At 68.1% G+C, this 21,906-nt stretch carries 18 protein-coding genes; 6 read left to right on the top strand and 12 right to left on the bottom strand.

The features are described from left to right. Positions 1–31: 31 nt before the first annotated feature. The 5 genes from V5F89_RS10290 to V5F89_RS10270 form a co-directional block, all read right to left on the bottom strand. The gene (locus V5F89_RS10290; RefSeq protein WP_338445558.1) at positions 32–6,634 is read right to left on the bottom strand and encodes a YadA-like family protein; all 6,603 of its coding nucleotides are present in this window, start codon (positions 6,632–6,634) and stop codon (positions 32–34) included. Between the two features lie 63 nt (positions 6,635–6,697). Continuing rightward, positions 6,698–7,246, bottom strand: a complete 549-nt coding sequence (locus V5F89_RS10285; protein WP_338445557.1) for a DUF4019 domain-containing protein — start codon at positions 7,244–7,246, stop codon at positions 6,698–6,700. 517 nt (positions 7,247–7,763) lie between these two features. Beyond that, on the bottom strand, positions 7,764–8,432 hold the full coding sequence (locus V5F89_RS10280) for a DsbA family oxidoreductase (protein WP_338445556.1): 669 nt from the start codon (positions 8,430–8,432) through the stop codon (positions 7,764–7,766). Beyond that, positions 8,429–9,343, bottom strand: a complete 915-nt coding sequence (nudC, locus tag V5F89_RS10275; protein ID WP_425334384.1) for an NAD(+) diphosphatase — start codon at positions 9,341–9,343, stop codon at positions 8,429–8,431. Before nudC ends, V5F89_RS10280 begins: the two co-directional genes overlap by 4 nt. Beyond that, a complete protein-coding gene (locus V5F89_RS10270) occupies positions 9,340–10,659 on the bottom strand; it encodes a serine hydrolase domain-containing protein (RefSeq protein ID WP_338445555.1) in 1,320 nt (439 codons plus the stop codon). Before V5F89_RS10270 ends, nudC begins: the two co-directional genes overlap by 4 nt. A gap of 104 nt (positions 10,660–10,763) precedes the next feature. Here V5F89_RS10270 and V5F89_RS10265 point away from each other — a divergent pair, with 104 nt between their 5' ends. Beyond that, entirely contained in the window at positions 10,764–10,985 is a 222-nt protein-coding gene (locus tag V5F89_RS10265) for a hypothetical protein (protein WP_338445554.1), read from the top strand. Positions 10,986–11,093: 108 nt separating this feature from the next. Here the strand turns inward: V5F89_RS10265 and mutY are convergent, their stop codons facing one another. Further along, a complete protein-coding gene (gene mutY, locus V5F89_RS10260; RefSeq protein WP_425334348.1) occupies positions 11,094–12,152 on the bottom strand; it encodes an A/G-specific adenine glycosylase in 1,059 nt (352 codons plus the stop codon). A 29-nt stretch (positions 12,153–12,181) separates the two neighbouring features. Between mutY and V5F89_RS10255 the strand changes: the two genes are divergently transcribed. The 4 genes from V5F89_RS10255 (at position 12,182) to V5F89_RS10240 (ending at position 17,689) form a co-directional block, all read left to right on the top strand. Then, complete coding sequence (locus V5F89_RS10255) at positions 12,182–12,718, top strand: DUF721 domain-containing protein (RefSeq protein WP_338445552.1); 537 nt, start codon at positions 12,182–12,184, stop codon at positions 12,716–12,718. Further along, positions 12,715–13,392 (top strand): thioredoxin domain-containing protein, encoded by a 678-nt coding sequence (locus tag V5F89_RS10250; RefSeq protein ID WP_338445551.1) that lies wholly within the window; start codon positions 12,715–12,717, stop codon positions 13,390–13,392. The genes V5F89_RS10255 and V5F89_RS10250 overlap by 4 nt, the downstream gene beginning before the upstream one ends. 94 nt (positions 13,393–13,486) lie before the next feature. Next, complete coding sequence (locus tag V5F89_RS10245; protein ID WP_338445550.1) at positions 13,487–14,236, top strand: thioredoxin domain-containing protein; 750 nt, start codon at positions 13,487–13,489, stop codon at positions 14,234–14,236. Between the two features lie 33 nt (positions 14,237–14,269). Further along, the gene (locus V5F89_RS10240; RefSeq protein WP_338445549.1) at positions 14,270–17,689 is read left to right on the top strand and encodes a chromosome segregation SMC family protein; all 3,420 of its coding nucleotides are present in this window, start codon (positions 14,270–14,272) and stop codon (positions 17,687–17,689) included. A gap of 12 nt (positions 17,690–17,701) precedes the next feature. Here the strand turns inward: V5F89_RS10240 and V5F89_RS10235 are convergent, their stop codons facing one another. Next, positions 17,702–18,304 (bottom strand): LysE family translocator, encoded by a 603-nt coding sequence (locus V5F89_RS10235; RefSeq protein ID WP_338445548.1) that lies wholly within the window; start codon positions 18,302–18,304, stop codon positions 17,702–17,704. Positions 18,305–18,376: 72 nt separating this feature from the next. Here V5F89_RS10235 and V5F89_RS10230 point away from each other — a divergent pair, with 72 nt between their 5' ends. After that, entirely contained in the window at positions 18,377–18,829 is a 453-nt protein-coding gene (locus tag V5F89_RS10230) for an Lrp/AsnC family transcriptional regulator (protein ID WP_338447557.1), read from the top strand. A 46-nt stretch (positions 18,830–18,875) separates the two neighbouring features. On the opposite strand, the gene V5F89_RS10225 is transcribed toward V5F89_RS10230, so the two are convergent. From V5F89_RS10225 to rpmF, 5 genes are all read right to left on the bottom strand, one after another. Then, on the bottom strand, positions 18,876–19,259 hold the full coding sequence (locus V5F89_RS10225; RefSeq protein WP_338445547.1) for a MerR family transcriptional regulator: 384 nt from the start codon (positions 19,257–19,259) through the stop codon (positions 18,876–18,878). A 4-nt stretch (positions 19,260–19,263) separates the two neighbouring features. Continuing rightward, positions 19,264–19,560 carry an integration host factor subunit alpha gene (locus V5F89_RS10220; protein WP_338445546.1) on the bottom strand — a complete coding sequence of 99 codons (297 nt, stop codon included), beginning with the start codon at positions 19,558–19,560 and terminating at the stop codon, positions 19,264–19,266. A 117-nt stretch (positions 19,561–19,677) separates the two neighbouring features. Continuing rightward, positions 19,678–20,643 carry a beta-ketoacyl-ACP synthase III gene (locus tag V5F89_RS10215; RefSeq protein ID WP_338445545.1) on the bottom strand — a complete coding sequence of 322 codons (966 nt, stop codon included), beginning with the start codon at positions 20,641–20,643 and terminating at the stop codon, positions 19,678–19,680. Continuing rightward, complete coding sequence (gene plsX, locus V5F89_RS10210; protein ID WP_338445544.1) at positions 20,640–21,698, bottom strand: phosphate acyltransferase PlsX; 1,059 nt, start codon at positions 21,696–21,698, stop codon at positions 20,640–20,642. Before plsX ends, V5F89_RS10215 begins: the two co-directional genes overlap by 4 nt. Positions 21,699–21,717: 19 nt before the next feature. After that, positions 21,718–21,897: a 50S ribosomal protein L32 gene (rpmF, locus tag V5F89_RS10205; RefSeq protein WP_047806539.1), complete on the bottom strand. Its 180-nt coding sequence runs from the start codon at positions 21,895–21,897 to the stop codon at positions 21,718–21,720. Positions 21,898–21,906: the final 9 nt, after the last annotated feature.

Genomic DNA, 21,906 nt, shown 5'->3' with positions numbered 1-21,906 from the left:
TTAGGCCGAAGGGGGATGCGGGTCCGGCGTGTCAGAACTGGATCCCCGCACCGATCGCCGCGCCGGCCTGGTTCCGGGTGTTGTAGGTGCCGGTGGCGCGGATCACGAACCGGCCGTTGTCCGAAGCCTTCGAGAACCCGACCGCGATGGCCTGCTCGCCCTGCCAGTGCGAAATGCCGAAGCCCATGATCCCCATGCCCGGCTCGAAAGCCTGCGGGACCATGCCCATGGCCATGGCCGAGGCCGTGCCCCCGTTCGCATCGCTGCGATAGTCGGACAGGTCGAACCGCAGATCCGCAATCATCGCGTCGGTATAGTGGTTCGCCTGGTTGAGCGTATCGGCCAGGCCGGCGTTGAGCTGGCCCAGGTTCACCGCGTCGGTGGGTGCGACCCCGGCGCCGACATTGGTGATCCGCGTGCCGCCCATATCGATGCCGTTGCCGTCGATGGTCGGCCCGTTCTCGATCGCAATGCTCTCGATCCCGGTCAGGTTGGGGTTCAGCGCAACCTGAACCTCGGTCCCGTTCTGGTGGATCATCATGTTGTTGCCGGCGGTGAAGCTGGCCGTGGCGCCCGGTGCGACATTGGCCACACTCGACCCCGTGGCCACGCCCGACCCGGTCGCGCCGGTGGTGACGTTCCACCCGGCCGAAGCGTTGCTGTTGACCGCCTGGATCGCCGATTCGACGTTGTTGTAGACGTTGCCGCCCACCGCGATCTGCGTGTTGATGGTGTTCGTCGCCGGATCGTAGCTCGACCCGGGGCTGAGCGAAGAGGCGATGCTGTCGCCCAGGGCAACGATCTGGCTGCCGTTCACCGCATCGGTGCTGGTCGACGACAGTTCGCCCGCCGTCACGCCGGTGATCTTGCCGGTGCCGTCGGCGTTGACCGTCACATTGCCGAACTGCGGGCTCTCCGCCATCTCGATGTTGACCGAACCCGTCGCCGGATCGGTAACCGTGCGAATGTTCGCCCCCGAATAATCGCCCGCAGTCGTGCCCTCACCCTGTATAGTCAGAACCTGGCCGGACGAACGGGTCACCGCACCGCCCGAATTGCCCGCAAAACCGATGTTGACGTTGCTGACGGCCGTCGTGATCGACTCGTCCACATACGACTTGTTGACGATGTGGTTATCTTCGGTGACCGGGCCGTCGTAGTAGACGCCGCCGTCGTTCACGACGAAGTTGTCGCCCAGCTGCGTGTCGCCCGTCACCGTCAGGTTGGTCGTCGACACGCTGTCGCCGTCGATGATCGTGTCGCCGACGGTGATGCTGTTGTCGATCACCAGATCGGATGCGAGGTCGAAGGTGACATCGTTGCTGTCGGCAGTCTTGGTAACCTCGATATTGCCGTCGCTGTTGTTGAGGTCGACGCTGTTACCCGTCGGGCTGTTGACACCGACATTGGTGCCGTTCGCGCCCTGCGCCGTCACGTTCCAGCCGGCATTGGCGATATCGCTCACTTCGTTCAGCTGGGCGACGTTGACCGCATCGGTGTCCGCCGTGCCCGCCGTCACGCCCGTGATCCGGCCGGTGCCGTTGTCGTTGATGGTGACATCGCCAAATTTCGGGCTGTCCGCGATCTGGACCTGGACCTGACCGGTCGCGGCGTCCGCGATGGTCTGGACATTGGCCGACGAGTAAGTGCCCACTGTCGGGGCCGAGGTCGATAGGGAAGTCACGACCTGCGTGGTCGCACCGATCACGGGCAGCGTGCCGCCCAGATCGACATGAACCAGATTGCCCGCAGCATCGGCGAAGTTCAGCCCCGCTTCGGTAACCGCGGTGACCGAGTCGTCCACATAGGTCTTGTTGACGATGTGGTTACCCTCGGTGACCGGGCCGTCGTAGTAGACGCCGCCGTCGTTCACGACGAAGTTGTCGCCCAGCTGGGTGTCGCCCGTCACCGTCAGGTTGGTCGTCGTCACGCTGTCGCCGTCGATGACCGTGTCGCCAACGGTGATGCTGTTGTCGATCACCAGATCGGACGCGAGGTCGAAGGTGACATCGTTGCTGTCCGCCGCCTTCGTCACGTCGATATTGCCGTCGGCATTGTTGAGGTCGACATCGCTGCCGGTCGCGCTTGCTACCGAGACATTGGTCGCGTTCGCGCCCTGTGCGCTGACGTTCCAGCCCGCGCTCGCGGTCTGGTTGACGATCGCCAGCTGCTCTTCGGTCGCCGCGCGGCCGACCGTGCCGAAGCTCGGATCGGTCAGCGTCGTGTTGCCGAGACCGGTGATGTCGTTCGACACCCCGCTCAGCACCACCGTCCCGCTGGTCACGCCGTCGGCCCCTACGGCCGTTGTCGTCACACCGTCGGTCACTGCAAGGCCATTGGTGTCGACCAGAGTATCGCCCACCGTCAGACTGCCCGCAGCGGTCAGGTCGACATCGGGATTCAGCGCAATCTCGACCGCGCCGTTGTCGTCCACACCCGTCTGGGCCACCGAAATGTTCGTATCGCCGGTGAAGGTCACCGTCCCGTCCGGGCCGATATTCGCACCGGTCGTGCCATCGGTCACGTTCCAGCCGGACGTCGCCAGCGATTCGACCGCCTGCAACTGCGCGACATTGACCGCGTCGCTGTCTTGCGTACCAGCGGCGACATTGGTGATCTGGCGCGTATTGCCGGCACTGCCGACACTGACGGCGCCAAGCGTCGTGCTATCCGTAGCGGCAATGGCCGCGGCATCGCCCGCCAGCGCACCGGTCGGAACGTAGCCCGTTTCGCCCGCTGCCGTGCTGGCGACCGAACCGCTGCCCAGCGCCACACCATATGCAGTTGTGACACTACTGCTCGAACCAAGCGCCGTGCCGTCCACGACCGTCGAAGCGCTGTGCCCGACCGCCACACCGCGGCCCTCGACCGAGGTGTTGAAGCCGACACCGGTTCCGCTGTCATACACAAAACTTCCAGCACCGAGGGCCGTCGATTCGTGTCCGTTGGCGGCGGCGAAGGCCCCCAGCGCCGTATCGTTCACTCCCTGAGTGGTAGAATAAGCACCTATTGACGTGGCATTTATATCCGTCGTTTGACTATTCAGGCCTATTGCCACGCTGTCGGCTGCTTGGGCTTGGGCATTCACACCCGCTGCAAGCGAGTTCGTTCCTATCGCGCCGTCGTTGTTATAATTGCCGCCGATCACGCCGCCATCGTTGACGCTGTAGTAATGCGTCGTCGCGGCCGCCTGTGCCGCCTGAAGCTGGTCGAGGTTGACCGCATCGGTGCCAGCGATGCCGGGGGCGACGTTGGAGATCACCGTGCCGCCGGCGTCGATGCCGCCGCTGGTCACGCTGGGCCCGCCCGCGATGGTCAGGCCATCGGTGTCGATCGTGGTGTTGCCCGCAACCATGCTGTCGACCGTGATATCGTCGGCCAGGTCGAACGTGACATCGTTGCTGTCGGTCGCCTTCGTGACCTCGATATTGCCGTCGGCATTGTTGAGGTCGACGTCAGCACCGGTCGCGCTTGCCACCGAGACATTGGTCGCGTTCGCGCCCTGCGCGCTGACGTTCCAGCCCGCGCTCGCGGTCTGGTTGACGATCGCCAGCTGCTCCTCGGTCGCCGCGCGGCCGACCGTGCCGAAGCTCGGATCGGTCAGCGTCGTGTTGCCGAGACCGGTGATGTCGTTCGACACCCCGCTCAGCACCACCGTTCCGCTGGTTACGCCGTCGGCCCCTACGGCCGTTGTCGTCACACCGTCGGTCACTGCAAGGCCATTGGTGTCGACCAGAGTATCGCCCACCGTCAGGCTGCCCGCAGCGGTCAGGTCGACATCGGGGTTCAGCGCAATCTCGACCGCGCCGTTGTCGTCCACACCCGTCTGCGCCACCGAGATGTTCGTATCGCCGGTGAAGGTCACCGTCCCGTCCGGGCCGATATTCGCCCCGGTCGTGCCGTCGGTCACATTCCAGCCGGACGTCGCCAGCGATTCGACCGCCTGCAACTGCGCGACATTGACCGCGTCGGTCAGTTCGGTGCCCGCCGCGACATCGGTGATCTGGCGCGTATCGCCTGCGCCGCCGACACTGACGGCGCCAAGCGTACTGACCCAGGTGGAAGACGGATCCGTGGAGCCGAGCCCGGTGAGGGGGTCGTAGCCGGCAACGCCTGCGGCAGTGTCAGCAATCGACCCCGCCCCGAGCGCAATGCCACCCTCGGCCAGGGCTTGCGCCCCGACGCCCAACGCAGCGCCACGGTCTGCGGTCGCCAGCGCGTTCTGCCCCAGAGCCACGCTGTAGCCGCCGGAAGCCGTAGTATCGGCACCCAGTGCCGTCGCTCGCTCGCCGGTCGCGTTCGCACCCGCACCCAGCGCGACCGCGCCGACCTGGTTTGCCAGGCTGCTGTTGCCCACCGCCGTGGCGAAGCCCTGTCCGTCGACCGTTTCCGCATTGGCGTTCTGGCCCAGCGCCGTGGACACCGCGTCGGCCCGGCTGTCTGCACCCAGGACGACGGCATGGACTCCCAGCGCCTCGGAGTTGCTGCCGATGGCCACCGAGAAATCGCCCGAGGCGGTCGCATTCGGGCCAATGGCAGTGCTCTTTTCCGCCGAGGCATCGGCACCCAGACCAATGGCGGCGGCATCCACGCCCGCGGCAGAGGCATCGACCCCCGCTGCCAGGGCATTCAGGCCCGTGGCGCCGTCGTTGTTGTAGTTGCCGCCGATCACGCCGCCATCGTTGACGCTGTAGTAATGCGTCGTCGCCGCAGCCTGCGCCGCCTGGAGCTGCGCCACATTGACCGCGTCGGTCAGTTCGGTGCCGGCGGCGACGCCGGTGATCTGGCGCGTCACCCCGCCCGCAGCGTCGCCCACGGCGACCGCGCTGGCAGTGCTCTGCCAGGTCGGCGTCGCGTCGGTGGAAGGCGCGCCCGTCACCGGGTCGTAACCGGCGACACCGGCTGCCGTACCGGCGACCGAGCCGCTGCCCAGCGCGACACCGCCCGCGACGGTCGCATCGGCGCCATTGCCGATCACGAAGGCATCGGCAACATCGACATTGTTGCCGTTGCCGATGATCCGGCTGCCATCTGCCGCTGCCGTCAGGACGTTGTTGTTGCCGAACACGCCCGCTTCGTCGGCATCGATCGTGTTGTCGTTGCCCAGCGAATAGCTGCCCGTCCCCGTAATCGTCGTCGGATCGCCGATCGCGCCCGAGTTGTCGCCGCTGACCTGATTGCCCGTGCCGATGCTGATCGATTGCGCACCCGTGGCTTCGGCACCGGTGCCGATCGCGATGGCATTGCTGTTTGCCGCGACCGCCGACGTGCCGAGGGCCAGCGAGTTGGCCCCGCTGGCGCGCGTATTCGTGGTGCTGTCCTGTTGCGGGCTGTTGGTGGGCGACGACCCTATCGCCACCGCGTGCTCGCCCGTCGCCGATGCCGAGGTGCCAAGCGCCACCGAGGAGATGCCAGAAGCCGTCGAAGTCGAACCGATAGCCGTCCCGAAGTCGCCGCTTGCAGCGCTTTCGTACCCGAAGGACTGCGAATATTCGCCCGTTGCATAGCTGGCGAAACCAACTGCCGTCGCCACAGTGCCACTGGCGCTGGTGCCTGCCCCCAGGGCGAGGGCGCCGTTTCCAACGGCACTCGCCTTCGACCCGACCGCCGTTCCGCCGTTCCCCGCTTCGGCACTATCGCCAACCGCAACCGAATAGAGGATGGATGGCGTGGCTCCGTCGGTCGTCAAGGCCGTCGGAACTCCCAATTCATCGTTTCTCGCATGCGCGATAACCACACCGGCCGTGCTGATGCTTGTCGCATCGGGGCCGATGACGACCGCCGTAATCGTCGCGGCATTTTCCGCCGAAGCGCCAATAACGACGGAACCGTTGCCGTTCGCCGTGGCTGCCGTGCCGATCGCGATGCCCGAAGTCGCGCCGGAACCGACCGTCGCCTCGCCGCCGAGCGCGATCGAATTCGCACTGCGGGCCTGCGCGCCGCGGGTCGCATTGCTGCCGATCGCCACCGCGCCGGCGCCCGAGGCGGTGGTCGAGTTCGCGACGGTCAGCGGGGTCGTGCCATCGCCGCCCGCGCTGCCGATGGCAACCGCATTGGCACCGCTCGACACCGCGCTGAAGCCCAGCGCCACCGATCCGGTCGCCGAGGCATTGGCGTCCAGACCGAAGGCCGAAGCCCATTTCACCGCATCGGCGTTGTAACCGACGGCGACTGCACCTGCTCCAAAGCCATCGGCCCGGGTGCCGAAAACGGTGACGCCGAGCTGGTTGTGACCGTCGGCATTGCAGCCGGCGACCGTCGAATAGGTGCCGCTGCCATCGGCCGGCTGGTCGGTCGTATTGCCCTGGTTCGGTTCATTGCCGACCACACCCGACCCGGCGGAAACGCAAGTGCCGCCGGACTCCAGAGTGTCCGCCACAGCCGAAGGCGCGGCAATGCCGAGCGCGAGGGCCGAGCCCAGCGCGGCAGGCACGACAAAGGCCACGCGCGAAGACGAATGCCCCAGCGCGCCGAGCCCGCGCTGGCGGCCGAAGGCCACGCAGGCGGAAGAAAGACGCAGGATCGCCATGATCCGCCGCCGGACGCCCTTGCCGAGTCCGTTCGAACTCGTGAGCATCTGGCTGGCATCGTGGCCGTACTGGCAGATGGAATGGGCGTTGCGGTTGTTGCTCATGATTCGTCCTTTTCAGTCGACGTCAGGCACGGCTCCGGCCGTCGGGCCGGAGCAGAATGGAAATCAGCCCTGCGGCTGCTGCGGCTGCTGCTGCGGCAGCGCCGCGGTGACGCCGGCAAGGCGCCACTGGTTGTCTTCGTCGAGCCGGAAGCTGACCTGCTCGAGATGCGCTTGGCCGCGAGCGGTGCGCGCAAGCAGGTAAACGGTGACGTAGCTGCCCTCCGGCACCGCAGGAGCGGCCGCATCGGCCGCAGGCGGAGCCACCCGGACACGTTCGAGCCGCGACCATTCGCGTGCAACCACGCCGCCAGTGCGGGCATTGGTCGATGCCACGGCCTCGACAAACTGCTGCCTGGTGGAAACCGCCTTCAGCGCCGCCGAACCGGCATCGTAAACCTGCGCGGCCCTACCCGCATCGAGCGCCTGGACCGTCGCAAGCGCATTGCGAATGAAGATATCGCCCGACAATTGCTGCGCCCGGGCTGCATCCGAAGGCTGAGCCGAAACCTGCGGCCCCTGAGCTTGCGCCTCCGCCCCGGAGGCGGGCATAGCGGCCGCTCCCAGCAGGAGGGGAAGTGCGACAAGTGCGGATTTCAGCTTCAAAATATTCATTTCATTGCCCAACTATTATTAAATAGTAATCGATTGGAGGTGGCAGATATCTGGCCTGGTTTTCATATAGTTTGAAAACTTGCTGCCATCTTTGAAATTGGTATGAGGGAAATTACCCTCTCTCACCGAAGGCATCCAATTAATAATTGTTGCCTACATCCACACAATGATAATCACAAAGAGAAAGTCTCTATGTTTACAACATTTTACTTACATCTCGAACTGTAAAACCCTAGATTTGTCTCACCGGGAGCCGAGTCCGGCCCGCGTTTCGCGAGCGGAAACCGGCCTCGTCCGCGAGGGCGCCGGCACTTGCGCAGGACGGCGATCCCGCCGCCGCAAAGCGATGGCGGGAAGAGCAATTCGGTATGGGGCAAGGCGCGAGACGGCGCCTGTCCGCGCGAATCGGGCCGCGAACGTTCAGCGGCCCCGGATGGATCGAACGACAGGAGATGCGAGACCAGGCGGCCTCAGGCGCGAAACGGGGAAAAGCGGGCTCGGCGTCGGCCGATCGGCCCTATGTCTTCGCCGCAACCCGGCGCAGCGCCTCGCTATAGGTTGCGGCCGGCTGCGCGCCGGGGATCAGGAACTTGCCCTCGACCACCATTGCCGGCACGCCGGTGATGTTGAGATCGAGCGCCCGCTCTTCCTCGGCACGCACGCGGGCTGCCAGCGCGGCATCGTCCAACGCCGCGCGCGCGGCAGCACGGTCGAACCCGGTTTCTTCCGCAATGTCGAGCAGGACGGCTTCGTCGCCGATCCGCCGGCGGTGGTTGAAATGGGCGCGGAACAGCGCGAGCTTGAGCGCGGTCTGACGTTCCGGCCCCGCACCTTCCAGCGCCCAGCCGAGCAGGCGGTGCGCGGCAAACGTGTTCCACATCATCGCCGGCGGAGCCTCGCCCTCCCCGTTCCAGTCGAGCGAGACGCCGGCTTCGTCGGCCATGGCGCGCATGCGCTCGCGCACGGCCTGCCCCTCGGCCTCGCTGCGGCCGTATTTGCGGCGCAGATGCGCCTGCTGTTCCTCGCCCTCGGGCTGCATGTCGCGATTGAGTTCGAACGGGCGCCAACGGACCTCGGCCGCAATCTCGCCCTCCAGCGTGTCGAGCGCCTGGCGCAGATTGCCCCAGCCGACCAGGCACCAGGGGCACATGACATCGGACCAGATGTCGATCGTCAGCGTCTTCATTCGGCAATCCACCATTCGAGCAAGTGATGCGCGATCGCGTGCGGGGGCGGCGCGGTGAATGGCGCATCGGGCGTTCCGGCGAGCGCAGCGGAAACCTCGTCGCGCGTAAACCAGCGGATTTCCGCCAGTTCGGTCTCGTCGACGGTCACGGCGTCGCTCTCGGCGTGGGCATGGCAGCCGATCATCAGCTGGCTGGGGAACGGCCAGGGCTGGCTGGCGACGTAGGACACGTCGCGCACGCGCACGCCCGATTCCTCCAGCACTTCGCGGGCCACGGCCTCCTCGATGCTTTCGCCCGGCTCGACGAACCCGGCGAGCGCGGAAAAGCGCCCCTCCGGCCAGCCGAGCCCGCGGCCCAGCATCAGCCGCCCGTCATGTTCGACCAGCATGATCGTGACCGGGTCGGTGCGCGGGAACTGCTGCGCGCCGCAGCCGCCGCTCTCCGCCACGCAGTCGCGCTGCCAGCCGCCCTTGGCGATCCGCGTGGGGCCGCCGCACGCCGGGCAGAAACGATGCCGCGCGTGCCAGTCCACCAGGCTGCGCGCGCCGCCGTAAAGCGCCAGGTCTTCGGGCGAGAGCGCCGCCATGAGGTTCCACAGCTGCGGATTGGCCATGCGCGGGCGCGGATCGCCCTGCGGCGGCACGGCCGCGAAACAGGCGCGTCCCCCGCCGTTCTCGCCGGCATCGAAGCCCAGGAAGACCAGTTCGGCATCTTCGGGCGCATCGGCCAGCGTGCCCCAGGCCAGCCGCCCGGTATCGTCGAGCGCGGGCATCATGCCGTCGAGCGCGAGGAGCCGCGCGCGCCAGTTCATGTGCCCGGCCAGCGCATCCGCGTCGGCCCGCACGTTGTCCGCCCGGTCGAGCGTGCAGCCGGTAAACGCCAGCGTCTTCCCTGCCGCTGGCACCGTCAGGTCTGCGCCGCGGCCAGGGCCGCCAGATCTTTCGTCACCGCCGCGGGGAAGGCGCTGTGGAGCGGATAGGCCTCGGCCGGCATGTACTGGGTGAACAGCGCCGCGCGCAGGCCGCGCCGCAAGTCGGCGAAGGCGACCGTGCCGGCGGCGCCGCCCCAGCCGAACGTGCCCGCCTGCTCGCCCAGCCCGACACGCCCGCCGGCGCCGAAGCCGGACCCGTCGGCAAACGTGCCCGCCGTGCTCACCCCGTCGGGCAGGAGGTTCGAGGTGCCGAGGCGCACCGCCGCTTCGCTCATCACCCGCTTGCCGCCCAGCCGGCCGTAGCCGACCAGCATTTGCAGGAAACGGTCGTAATCGCGCGGGCTCGACACCAGGCCCGCGCCGCCGAAGGGGAACGCCGGCGGGTCGAGATAGATCGAGGCGCGCGCCGGGTCGAGCGGCATGGGGCGGCCGTTCACGACGCCGTAATTGGTCGTCAGGCGCCCGACTTCGCTCGCCGGGACGTGGAACCATGTGCTTGTCATGCCCAGCGGATCGAACAGCCGCTCTTTCAGAAAAGCGTCGAACGGCTTGCCCGAGACCACTTCGATCACCCGGCCGAGAAGGTCGAGCGAGACCGAATAACTCCAGCGCGTTCCCGGTTGGGCGACGAGCGGCAGGCGCGCCAGGTTGTCGGCAAAAGCCTTCAGGCTGGGCGCCGCCTCGCCGCGGCCGAAGATCGCGCCCAGCGGCAGCCTGGTCACCCGCCCCGGCACCACGCCCGCACGTTCGTATGCGGCCTTGATCGGCCCCTTCTGGATGATCGAATAGCCGAGCCCGGCGGTATGGGTCAGCAGATGGCGAATGGTGATCGGCCGTTCCGCCGGCTCCAGCTCGGCGATCGATCCGTCGTAGGTCTTCTGCACCTGCATGTCGGCGAAAGCGGGCAGGATTTCGGCCAGCGGCTGATCGAGCCCGAGCTTGTCGTCTTCTATCAGCATCATCGTCGCCATGCCGGTGATCGGCTTGGTCATCGAATAGATGCGATAGAGGCTGTCGAGCCCGGCCGGCACCGCCTGCCCGATCGCCAGCGTGCCGCGCGCAATCACGTCGGGCTCGCGCTGCTGCCAGCCCATGACGGCGACCATGTTGGCCACCTTGCGCGCGGAAACGTAATCGTCCGCCAGTGCCATTACCGAAGGCCAGTGGCCCGCATGGGCCAGCGCCGCGCGCCCGAAGGGCAGCGTCCCCAGCGCAGCCCCTGCCCCCAGCAAGGCTCCGGCGCGAAGCAGTGCGCGGCGCGACAGCACCGCATCGTCGAACGTCCTCGATCCCATCGAACGATCCTCTTTTGCAATCGGTCGGGCGGAGGTTTGCGGCATCGCGCGCGAACGGTCAATTGCCCCTTGCACAAGACGACTGTGTTACTAATATAGAACACATGCTGAACCTGCTTTCCATCCTCGTCGGGATAGTCGCGCTCGTGATCGTCATCCCTTCCACGATCCCGCTGCTCGGCTGGGGCAACTGGTTCGCCCTGCCGATCGTGGTCGTCGGCATCGGTCTCGGCGCGCTGTCGTCTTCCAACGGCGGCCGCAATTTCTGCCTGATCGTGTTCGCGATCGCGGTGATCCGGCTGATGCTCGGCGGCGGAATCATCTAGCGCCGCACCGCAAAAACGGCGGTTCGGGGAAGAGCAAAAGTTCGAGCGAGCTTTAGATATTTCCCGCGCATAAACCTCATCCATGGTCGAAGTTTGCGCCGGCCGGGTTCAGCGCGCGATGGCACGCCGCGCGGCCTTGGCAAAGAGGGTCGGCAGTCCTGCGGACTCGAGATCGGCGAGCGGCCACCACTCGCCCTCGCCGGGCGGTGGCGGCCCGTCGACCAGAGCCATCACGCGAAGCTCCAGATCGAAATGGGTGAACCCGTGGCGCACCGCGCCCGCAGCGCGCCACTCGCCCGCGACCGGCGGCGCGCCGTCGCCGCTCGCCCGCGCGGACCATCCATCGTCCGGCAGTGCGCGCATTCCGCCCAACATCCCCCTGCCCGGCCGGCGGACCAGCCAGACGCGCCCCCCGCGCGCGATCCACCAGGCGGTGCCGGTGCGCCGGGGTTTCGCCTTCTTCGGCGCCTTGACCGGAAAGCGCGCGGGATCGCCGGTCCGCTGCGCCGCGCAGTTCGCCGAAAGCGGGCAGAGCAGGCATTTCGGCTGGCGCGCGGTGCAGACGGCCGAGCCGAGGTCCATCATCGCCTGCGCGAAATCGCCGCTGCGCGTCTGCGGCGTGATCGCGTCCGCCGCCGCCCGGATCGCCTTGCGCGCGGCGGGCAGGCTGTCCTCCACCGCGAACAGCCGCGCAACCACCCGCTCGACATTGGCGTCGACCACGACCGCGCGCCGGCCGAATGCGATCGCGGCGATCGCGGCTGCCGTATACTCCCCCACGCCGGGCAAGGCGCGCAGGCCGGCTTCGCTGTCGGGGAAACCGCCCAGATCGGCCACCGCTCGCGCGCATTTCACCAGATTGCGCGCCCGCGAATAGTAGCCCAGGCCCGCCCAGGCGGCGAGGACCTCCTCCTCCGGCGCGGCGGCCAGCGCCTCCACCGTCGGCCACCGGCGCACGAACGTCGCGAAATAGGGCTTCACCGCGGCAACCGTGGTCTGCTGCAGCATGATTTCGGACAGCCAGACGCGATAGGGCCGGACGCGACCGGGATCAGGCGGCGGATCGCCCGGCGGCGCGCGCCAGGGCAGGTCGCGCGCGTGGCGGTCGTACCAGGCGAGCAACGCGCTCGCCACATCCGTTCCGGTTCTCTCCCCGCTGGCAGTCACGCGCCGCCTATGGCATGGGCATCGGTGCAATGGAACGGGACGGCAAACCAAAGACATCGCGCGCCCAGCCGCGCGCCTACGAACGGCCTCGCGGCGGGCCCGCGCGCCAGATCGCGGACCTTATGCCGCAGATCGGACGAACCGCCTTCCGCCGCTTCGGCTTCGTCCAGTCGAGCGTGGTCACGCGCTGGCCGGAAATCGTCGGCGAGCAGCACGCCCGCGTGTGCATGCCCGAGGCGATCCGTTTTCCCCCGGGGGAGAAGGCGGAGGGGATACTGCAGCTGGTCGTGCTGCCCGCCCATGCCCCGCTGATCCAGCACGTTATCCCGGAGATCATCGAACGGGTGAACCGCTTTTTCGGATACAAGGCCGTCTCGCGGGTCAAGCTGCGGCAAGGCGAGGTTAAGCCGCCGCGTGCTCGGGAACCGGCCAAGGCGCCGCCTTCGCTCAAGCCGATTCCGATGGAGCTGGGCGACAGCCTGCGCGATATCGGCGATCCCGAGCTGCGCACGGTGCTGGAATCGCTTGCCCGCAGCATGGGCAGCAAGGAGGAAGAGGGACAATGAAGGTTTCGCGTCTTGCCCGCGCCGGGGCGCTTGCCGCCGCCGCGCTTCTGGCACTGGGAAATGCCGGAAACTGGAACACCCGCGTGGCGGAGGAAGATGGCGCGCACCGGATCGGCAACCCCGATGCCAAAGTCCACCTGACCGCTTTCGTCAGCTACAGCTGTTCGCACTGCGCGCGCTTCACCACCGAAGGCGAGGCGCCATTGCAGATCGCCTATATCGGCCAGGGGCGGGTCGAGCTGGAAATCCAGCCGGTGATCCGCAATGCGGCCGATCTGGTGGCGACCATGCTTGTGAACTGCGGCGCGCCCGCGAAATTCATGCGCAACCACACATTGTTCATGAACAAGCAGGACGAATGGCTCGAGCGCTATACGCGCGCGACTTCGGCGCAGCGCGCACGATGGGAAAACGGCAGCCAGGCCGCGCGCCGCCGCGCGATCGCGTCCGACCTCGGGTTCTACAAACTGATGGAAAGCCGCGGCTATTCGCGCAGCGAAATCGACCGCTGCCTGGCCGACGATGCCGGCGCGCGGGCACTGATCGCCAGCAGCCAGGCGGCGAGCCTGAAATACGGCATTACCGGCACCCCCAGTTTCGCCATCGACGGCGTCACGCTGGCCGGAACGCACGACTGGTCGATGCTCGCCCCGCAGATCGACGCGCATTTCTAGACCGGCGACAAGCTGTGGAAAGTGTCCCCACCCGCTTCAACCCCGCCGCCCCTTCGTATAGCCTCGTTCAATTCCGCAAAGGAGCAGGATTGCCATGACCACGTTCCGCCAGATCTCCCTCGCCGCACTCGCTGCGCCGCTCGCGCTCGGCCTCGCCGCTTGTGGATCGGAACCGGCCGAAGGGGAGGCGCCGGCCGGCGAACCGGTCGAGAACGTGGCGGCGCCCGACGGAACGCAGTGGGTCGACACGGTCACCGTGACGGAGGCGGACGGCTACATGCTCGGCAACCCCGACGCGCCGATCAAGCTGATCGAATACGGTTCGCTGACCTGCGGTGCCTGCGCCAATTTCGCGGCCACGGGGATGGAGCCGCTGAAGGAGAAATACGTCGCCACCGGCCGCGTCAGCTACGAATTGCGCAACCAGGTCCATAACGCCTTCGACCTCACCCTCGCTCGCCTCGTTCGGTGCGGCGCGCCGGAAAGTTACCACCCCCTGTCGGAACAGGTCTGGCTCAACCTGCCCAGCCTTATGGAAGGCGCCCAGGCCAATCCGCAGGCGCTCGAGGCGGCGATGCAGCAGCCGGAAGACCAGCGCTTCGTCGCGGTCGCCGAAGCCGCCGGTTTCCTCGATTTCTTCGCCACGCGCGGGGTCAGCCGCGATCAGGCGCGCCAGTGCCTGTCCGACGCGGATTCGGTCGAGGCGATCGCCAACAATTCGGACAGCCAGTCGCAGGAACTCAATGTAACCGGCACGCCGACCTTCATCATCAACGGCCGCAACGTCGGCACGCAAAGCTGGGCGACGCTGGAACCGATGCTGCAAGACGCCGGCGCGCGATAGGCCGCCGCGCGGGAGGGGCATCAGGGAACGGCGATGCAGATCAGGCGGCTCAGGCTCAGCGGTTTCAAGAGCTTCGTCGAGCCTGCGACCCTGACCATCGAGCCGGGCCTTACCGGCGTCGTCGGCCCCAACGGCTGCGGCAAGTCCAACCTGCTTGAGGCGATCCGCTGGGTCATGGGTGAAAACTCGCCCCGATCCATGCGGTCGGGCGGGATGGAAGACGTGATCTTCGCCGGCACCGCCAGCCGCCCGCCGCGCGATTTCGCCGAAGTCTCGCTCCAGGCCGAAGCCGACGACGGCAGCGATTTCGAAGTCATGCGCCGGATCGAGCGCGGCGCGGGCAGCGCCTATCGCGTCAACGGCAAGGATGTCCGCGCGAAAGATGTCGCGCTGACTTTCGCCGATGCGGCGACCGGCGCGCATAGCCCGGCGCTGGTGAGCCAGGGCAAGATCGCCCAGGTCATCGCCGCCAAGCCGGCCGAGCGGCGCATGATGCTGGAGGAAGCGGCGGGAATCGCCGGCCTCCACGTCCGCCGCCGCGATGCCGAGAGCAAGCTGCGCCAGACCGAGGCCAACCTCGCCCGGCTGGAAGACCTGATGGCGGGGCTCGATTCGCAGATCGCCTCGCTCCGCCGGCAGGCCAGGCAGGCCGAGCGCTATACCAGGCTGTCCGACGAGATTCGCGTGGCCGAGGCGCGCCTGCTGTTCGCCCGCTGGCGCGATGCCGCCGCCGCGGCCGAGGCTGCGCGGGGCGAAGCGCAGGCCGCCGAAGCAAGCGTCACCGCGGCCCAGGAAGCGAGCGACGCGGCGCAGAAGGCGCAGCACGCCGCCGCCCAGGCGCTGGCCGAAGCGCGCGACGAACTGGCCGACCGGCGCGACGATGCCTCCGCCCACGGGCACCGCATGGCCGCGCTCACCAGCCAGCTCGAAGCGGCCGAGCAGCGGCTCGCCGATCTCGATCGGCAAAAGGCACGGCTGGAGGAAGACCGCGCCGATGCCGACCGGCTGACGCGCGACGCGGCCGAAGCCCTCGCCCGGCTGGAGAAGGACCTGGCCGCCAACGAGAAAGCCCTGGCCGAGGCCGAGGAACGCCGCCCCGCCCTCGCCCGGCGGCTGGAGGAAAGCGAAAGCGCCGGGCGTGCGGCGGAGCTGGCGCTGGCGCGTGCGACCGCCGATCATGCCGGGGTGGAGGCCGACTGGCGCGTGGCCGAGGCGGCGATCGACCAGGCGCGCGCCAGGCTCGAACGGCTCGATGGCGAAGCCCGGCGGCAGGAAGACGCGCGCCGGGCGCTGGCCGAAGCGGGCGATTGCGACGAAGCGGTCGAACGGGCGCGCAAGGCGGCGGAGGATGCCGCACGCGATCTCGCCCGGCTGCGCGAAACGCTCGATGCGGAGCGTGCGCGCAAGGATGCGCTGCAGTCCGCGCGCGATGAAGCGGCGAGCGCGCTCGCTTCGGTCCGCGCCGAACTGGCCGGGGTCGAGCGCGAATGGACCGCGCTCAAGCGCGACCGCGAGGCGCGCGAACGGCAGACCGCCGGGCGCAAGGGCCGCCCCGCGGCGCTCGACAAAGTGCGCGCCGCGAAAGGGTACGAGCGCGCGCTGGCGGCGGTCCTCGGTCGCGATGCCAGGGCGCCGCTGGGCGCGGCCGAGGGCGACGGCCGGTTCTGGACCGGCGGACCGGCGCCGGCGAGCGTCGCCGACAGCCTCGCCGCGCATGTGCCCGATTGCCCGAGCGAACTCGCCGCGCGCCTTGCCCTCGTCCATGTCGCGGACGAGGACGACGGCCGCACGCTCGGCCCCGGCGAATGGCTGGTGACCACGGCCGGGCACTTGCGTCGCTGGGACGGGTTCGTCGCGCGCGGCGAAGGTGCGGCCGAAGCGGCCCGGCTCGAGGCGGAGAATCGCTTTGCCGATCTCGAAAACCAGCTCCCCGGCTTGCGGCAGGCGGTCGATGCCGCCGAAACCGGGCAGGCCCGCGCGCAGGACGAGCTTTCCGCCCTCCAGCGCGCCCTCGTCGCTACCGAGCGCGAAATCGCCGAGGCGAGCGAGCGCGAGCGGCAGGCCCTGCGCGCGCTCGACCAGGCGGAGGGTGCGCGCGAGCGGCTCGCGGCGCGCCGGGCCGAACTGGACGAGGCGGAGCGCGAGCTGGCGGAACAGCGCGCCCAGGCGGCGGCCGAACTCGCCGCGGCGCAGGAAAGGCTGGACGCCCTGCCCGATCCCGCGACCGGCCGCGCCTCGCTGGAAGCGGCGCAGGCGAAGAACGAGGCCGCCCGCTCCACGCAGCTCGCCGCCGCGGCCGAACTCGCGTCGCACGATCAGGGGCTGGCCGTCGCGCGCGAACGCACCGCGGCGCAGCGCAGCGACATGGCGAGCTGGCAAGCACGCGCGGGCGAGGCGGCGCAGCGGCTTTCGGGAATGGAGCAGCGGTTTGCCGAAATTGCCGAGGAACGCGCGATCACCGCGGCAAAGCCCGAGGGGCTGATGCGCGAGATCGAGCAGGGCGATGCCGTGCGCGAACGGCTGGGCAAGGCGCTGGCCGCGGCCGAGACGGCAGTGGCCGAAGCGCAGGACGCGGCCGAGGCGGCCGACCGCGCCTTTGCCGAGGCCAACGAGGCGCTGGCCAGCGCGCGCGAAAGCCGCGCCGCCCTCGCCGCCCGGGCGGAAAACGAGGAAGCGCGGCGCGCGGAAATGGCGCGGATTTCGGGCGAGCGTTTCCAGTGCCCGCCGCCCCTGCTCGCCGGCCGCTTCGATTTCGACGAGGGCGATGTCGGCGATTCCTCCACCGAAGCGGCGGAAATGGACCGCCTGGTCGCCAGCCGCGAACGGATCGGGCCGGTCAATCTCGTCGCGGCCGAGGAACTGGCGAAGATCGAGGAGGAACACGGCAACAGCGCGGCCGAGCAGGCGGAACTGGCCGAAGCGGTCGCCCGCCTGCGCGGCTCGATCGGCAATCTCAACCGCGAGGGACGCGAACGGCTGCGCGCCGCGTTCGAGCAGGTCGACACCCATTTCCGGCGCCTGTTCACTCGCCTGTTCGAAGGCGGTCAGGCGCACCTGGCGCTGATAGACAGCGACGATCCGCTGGAAGCGGGCCTCGAAATCTACGCCCAGCCGCCGGGCAAGCGGCTGCAATCGCTGACCCTGCTGTCGGGCGGCGAACAGGCGCTGACCGCGATCGCGCTGATCTTCGCGCTGTTCCTGACCAACCCCGCGCCGATCTGCGTGCTCGACGAGGTCGACGCGCCGCTCGACGATGCCAATATCGACCGCTTCTGCGACTTGCTCGACGCGATGGTGAAGGAAACCGCCACCCGCTACCTGATCGTGACGCACAACGCCGTGACGATGAGCCGGATGCACCGCCTGTTCGGCGTGACGATGATCGAAAAGGGCGTCAGCCGCCTCGTCAGCGTCGACCTGGGCGCCGCGGAAGACCTGCTGGCGGCGGAGTAGGGCGGCGCCGACCTAGCCGAACTCGCCGGCGATCGCGGGGGCCAGCGATGCCAGCAGCAGTATGGCCATTGTCCGGTTGAAGATCCGCAGGCGTCCGGCATTCGACAGCCAGCGCCCCGCCTGCTGCCCGGCGACCGCCCAGGCCGCGACGCACGGGACGTTGATCGCGCCGAACACCAGCGCCACCAGCGCCAGCGCTGCCGTGGAACCATCCGCGCCGTAGAGCGTCACCGCGGTCAGCGCCATCATCCAGGCTTTCGGATTGACCCACTGGAACAGCGCGGCCTGGAGGAACGTGAACGGCTGGCCCACCCCCTCCCCTTCCTCCGCCGGTGCGGCGGTGGCGATTTTCCAGGCCAGCCAGCCCAGATAGGCGCAGCTGACCACCACCAGTGCCAGCCGGACAGCGGGGAACGCCTCGAAAATCCGCGCCAGCCCGATGCCGACCAGGAAGATCATGACCATGAAGCCGATCAAAATGCCGGCCAGGTGGGGAATCGTCCGGCGAAACCCGAAATTGGCCCCCGACGCCATGACCATCAGGTTGTTCGGGCCGGGCGTGATCGAGGCCACGAAGGCAAAGCCGGCAAGGGCGGCGACAAGTTCGCTGGACATGGCCCAAGAATATTCGATTCAGGGCCGAACAGGGTTGCGAATACCGCGATAATCGCAGATCGTTTGCAACTTATGGTGAAGCTGGACCGGATAAACCGGAAAATATTGCAAGAACTATCCCGCGACGGGCGAGTCAGCAATCTCGAACTTGCCGCCCGAGTCGGCCTCTCCCCTTCGGCCTGTCTGCGCCGGGTGCAGGATCTGGAGCAGTCGGGCGCGATCAAGGGCTATCGCGCGGTGCTCGATCCCCGCCAGTTGGGAATCGGGTTCACCGCCATCGTTGCGGTCGGGCTGAACCGGCACACCAAGGCGGCGCAGGAAGCTTTCGAACGCAAGATGGCCGAAGCGCCCGAGGTGAAGGAATGCCACAATGTCGCCGGGGCGGTGGAATACTTCCTGCGGGTGGAGGCGGCGGACCTGGCGGCCTACAAGCGGTTCCATACCGAAACGCTCGGCACCGTCGAGCAAGTGCAGTCGATCACATCCTACGTCGTGATGGGATCGCCCAAGGATATGCGCGCCTGATCGGGCGGCCGGCGGCCCGCCGCACGGGGCGAAGCCGCTGCGGCAATCAGCGGGACAGCGCGGCGCTCAGATCGGCGCGAATGGCCTTGAGCCGGGCGAGCACCTCGGCGTTCTCCGCCGCGGAGCCGCCATCGCCTGCCGCCGGCGCCTGCCCCGGTCGCGCGCGATCGTCGGTGCCCGCTTTCAGCGCCGCCAGCGCGCCTTTCAGGGTATAGCCTTCGCGATTGACCAGGCGGTCGATCCGTTCGACCAGCGCGACGTCTTCCGCACGGTAATAGCGGCGCCCGCCGCTGCGCTTGAGCGGGCGGAGCATGGGAAACTGCTGTTCCCAATAGCGCAGGACATGCGGCTTTATGCCCAGGGCCTGGCCGACCTCGCCGATGGTCCTGAGCGCGCCCGCATCCTTGCCATCGTCGAATTCCGCCGCCATCGTTTCAGCCTTTCGCGATCCTGTCCTTGAGGAGCTGGCTTGCGCGGAAGGTGATCACGCGCCGCGGCGTGATCGGCACTTCCACCCCCGTCTTGGGGTTGCGCCCGATTCGTTCCTTCTTGTCGCGTAGCACGAAGCTGCCGAACCCCGAAATCTTGACGTTTTCGCCATTGGACATGGCTTCGCACATATGTGCGAGGATCGCTTCGACGAGGTCGAGCGATTCGGCACGCGACAATCCCATCTTGCGATTGATCGTTTCGGCCAGATCTGCGCGTGTCAGCGTACCCACCGAACGCATGCGGCATTCTCCTCCATCGCGACCCGACTTCGGACTCTGCTGCGCCCTAACGAGGATAACGCACCTTCGCAACGTGTTGCGGTCGAACCACCGAAAATCGCCGACCGGCGTTTATGGCTAGAGCCTAACGAGGCTGCCTCCCCAGGTAAACCCGCCGCCCATCGCCTCGAACATGACCAGGTCGCCCGGCTTGATCCGCCCGTCGCGCACGCCGACGTCGAATGCGAGCGGAACCGAGGCGGCCGAAGTGTTGGCGTGGCGGTCCACCGTCACGATCACCTTTTCCGCCGGCAGGCCCAGCTTGCGCGCCGTGGCATCGAGGATGCGGGCGTTCGCCTGGTGAGGCACGACCCAGTCGATGTCGGACGCGGTATAGCCCGCTTCGGCCAGGGTCTCCTCCAGCACTTCGGCCAGGTTGACCACGGCATGGCGGAACACCTCGCGCCCGCGCATCCGCAGGTGGCCCACGGTCTGCGTGGTCGAGGGCCCGCCGTCGACATAGAGCAACCCGTTGTGCTCGCCATCGGCGTGAAGCTTGCACGCCAGGACGCCCGGCCCGTCTGCGGCCACGTCCTGCGCCTCCAGCACGATCGCCCCGGCGCCGTCGCCGAACAGCACGCACGTCGCGCGGTCGTTCCAGTCGAGAATGCGGCTGAAGGTTTCCGAGCCGATCACCAGCGCCCGCCGCGCCATTCCGGTGCGCAGCATCGAATCGGCGGTCGCCAGCGCGTAGAGAAACCCGGAACAGACCGCCGCGACATCGAACGCGATCCCGCCGTTGCAGCCGAGTTCGTGCTGAACGATCGTTGCCGTGGCGGGGAACGTCTGGTCGGGCGTGGCGGTCGCCAGCACGATCAGGTCGATATCCTTGGCCGCGATCCCGGCGGCTTCGAGCGCCTTGCGCGACGCCTCCACCGCCAGCGAAGCGGTCGTTTCGTCGTCTTCCGCGATATAGCGCTGGCGAATGCCGGTCCGCTCCACGATCCACTGATCGCTGGTATCGACCCGCTCCGCCAGTTGCGCGTTGCTGACCGCGGTTCGCGGCAGGGCCGAGCCGCTGCCTCTGATCTGCGAGCGGATCATGTCGCCTCCCCGGCGGACTGGCCGGTGCGCAGGCGGGCTTCGCCCAGGGCGGCGAGATCGGCGCTGATGCGGTGGGTCAGATCGTCCTCCAGCAGGCGCGCGGCGACGGCCACGGCATTGGCAACGCCGTTGGCATTGGCGCTGCCGTGGCTTTTCACCACCACGCCGTTGAGGCCGAGGAAGACCGCGCCGTTGTGATTGTTGGGATCGAGGTGATGCTTGAGCAGCTCGGTCGCCGGGCGCGAGACGAGGAAGCCGATCTTGGACCGCAGCGAACTGGTGAAGGCGCTGCGCAGCAGATCGGTGACGAAGCGCGCCGCCCCCTCGATCGCCTTGAGCGCGATATTGCCCGAAAATCCGTCGGTCACGACGACGTCGACTTCGCCCCGGTTGATCTTGTCGCTTTCGACGAAGCCGTCGAACGAGAGCGCGAGGCCGGTCGCGGCCTGGAGCTGCGCCGCGGCGACGCGCAGCGCATCGGTGCCCTTGGTTTCCTCGGTCCCGATGTTCAGCAGGCGCACGCGCGGTTCGGCGAGGCCGGTGACGATGCGCGAATAGGCCGCGCCCATGATCGCGAACTGGACCAGGTTGCGCGCGTCCGCCTCGGTATTGGCGCCGAGGTCGAGCATGATGACGTCGTTGTCGCCCAGCGTCGGCATCAGCGCGGCGAGCGCCGGGCGGTCGATCCCCGGCAGGGTGCGCAGCGCGAGCTTGCTCATCGCCATCAGCGCGCCGGTGTTGCCCGCGCTGACCGCGGCGCCGGCGTCGCCCGCCTTCACCGCGTTGACCGCGAGGCCCATCGATGTCGTGCGGGCGCGGCGCAGCGCCTGGGTCGGCTTCTCCTCGCCGCCCACGACATCGTCGCAATGCAGGACTTCGGATGCGCCGCGCATTCCCGGATGGGTATCGAGCGCGGCCTTGATCCGCGTCTCGTCGCCCACCAGCAGGAACTTGAACCGATCGTGGCGGCGGCGGGCGAGCGCCGCGCCTTCGATCATGACGCGCACGCCCTCGTCTCCGCCCATCGCGTCAACGGCGATACGCGGCAGGCTCATGACGTTCCCCAGCCAGCCGTCAGAGGCCGACGGCGATAACTTCGCGGCCGTTGTAGTGCCCGCAATGCGGACAGAGATTGTGCGGACGCTTCAGCTCGCCGCAGTTCGAGCATTCGTGGAATGCCTCGACCTTCAGCGAATCGTGCGCGCGACGGTTGCCGCGGCGATGGGGCGATACTTTTCTCTTGGGGACAGCCATTGCGGCACC

It is taken from the genome of Pelagerythrobacter marensis, from assembly GCF_036700095.1.
Taxonomy (GTDB): domain Bacteria; phylum Pseudomonadota; class Alphaproteobacteria; order Sphingomonadales; family Sphingomonadaceae; genus Pelagerythrobacter; species Pelagerythrobacter marensis_A.
The sequence above is the reverse complement of the archived record's forward strand: the minus strand, read 5'-3'. Positions and strand labels throughout refer to the sequence as shown.

Coding starts and splice junctions, on each gene's coding strand:
- V5F89_RS10290 (WP_338445558.1), bottom strand. CDS start 6,634: ATGAGCAACAACCGCAACGCCCATTCCATCTGCCAGTACGGCCACGAT.
- V5F89_RS10285 (WP_338445557.1), bottom strand. CDS start 7,246: ATGAATATTTTGAAGCTGAAATCCGCACTTGTCGCACTTCCCCTCCTG.
- V5F89_RS10280 (WP_338445556.1), bottom strand. CDS start 8,432: ATGAAGACGCTGACGATCGACATCTGGTCCGATGTCATGTGCCCCTGG.
- V5F89_RS10270 (WP_338445555.1), bottom strand. CDS start 10,659: ATGGGATCGAGGACGTTCGACGATGCGGTGCTGTCGCGCCGCGCACTG.
- V5F89_RS10265 (WP_338445554.1), top strand. CDS start 10,764: ATGCTGAACCTGCTTTCCATCCTCGTCGGGATAGTCGCGCTCGTGATC.
- V5F89_RS10255 (WP_338445552.1), top strand. CDS start 12,182: ATGGAACGGGACGGCAAACCAAAGACATCGCGCGCCCAGCCGCGCGCC.
- V5F89_RS10250 (WP_338445551.1), top strand. CDS start 12,715: ATGAAGGTTTCGCGTCTTGCCCGCGCCGGGGCGCTTGCCGCCGCCGCG.
- V5F89_RS10245 (WP_338445550.1), top strand. CDS start 13,487: ATGACCACGTTCCGCCAGATCTCCCTCGCCGCACTCGCTGCGCCGCTC.
- V5F89_RS10240 (WP_338445549.1), top strand. CDS start 14,270: ATGCAGATCAGGCGGCTCAGGCTCAGCGGTTTCAAGAGCTTCGTCGAG.
- V5F89_RS10235 (WP_338445548.1), bottom strand. CDS start 18,304: ATGTCCAGCGAACTTGTCGCCGCCCTTGCCGGCTTTGCCTTCGTGGCC.
- V5F89_RS10230 (WP_338447557.1), top strand. CDS start 18,377: ATGGTGAAGCTGGACCGGATAAACCGGAAAATATTGCAAGAACTATCC.
- V5F89_RS10225 (WP_338445547.1), bottom strand. CDS start 19,259: ATGGCGGCGGAATTCGACGATGGCAAGGATGCGGGCGCGCTCAGGACC.
- V5F89_RS10220 (WP_338445546.1), bottom strand. CDS start 19,560: ATGCGTTCGGTGGGTACGCTGACACGCGCAGATCTGGCCGAAACGATC.
- V5F89_RS10215 (WP_338445545.1), bottom strand. CDS start 20,643: ATGATCCGCTCGCAGATCAGAGGCAGCGGCTCGGCCCTGCCGCGAACC.
- plsX (WP_338445544.1), bottom strand. CDS start 21,698: ATGAGCCTGCCGCGTATCGCCGTTGACGCGATGGGCGGAGACGAGGGC.
- rpmF (WP_047806539.1), bottom strand. CDS start 21,897: ATGGCTGTCCCCAAGAGAAAAGTATCGCCCCATCGCCGCGGCAACCGT.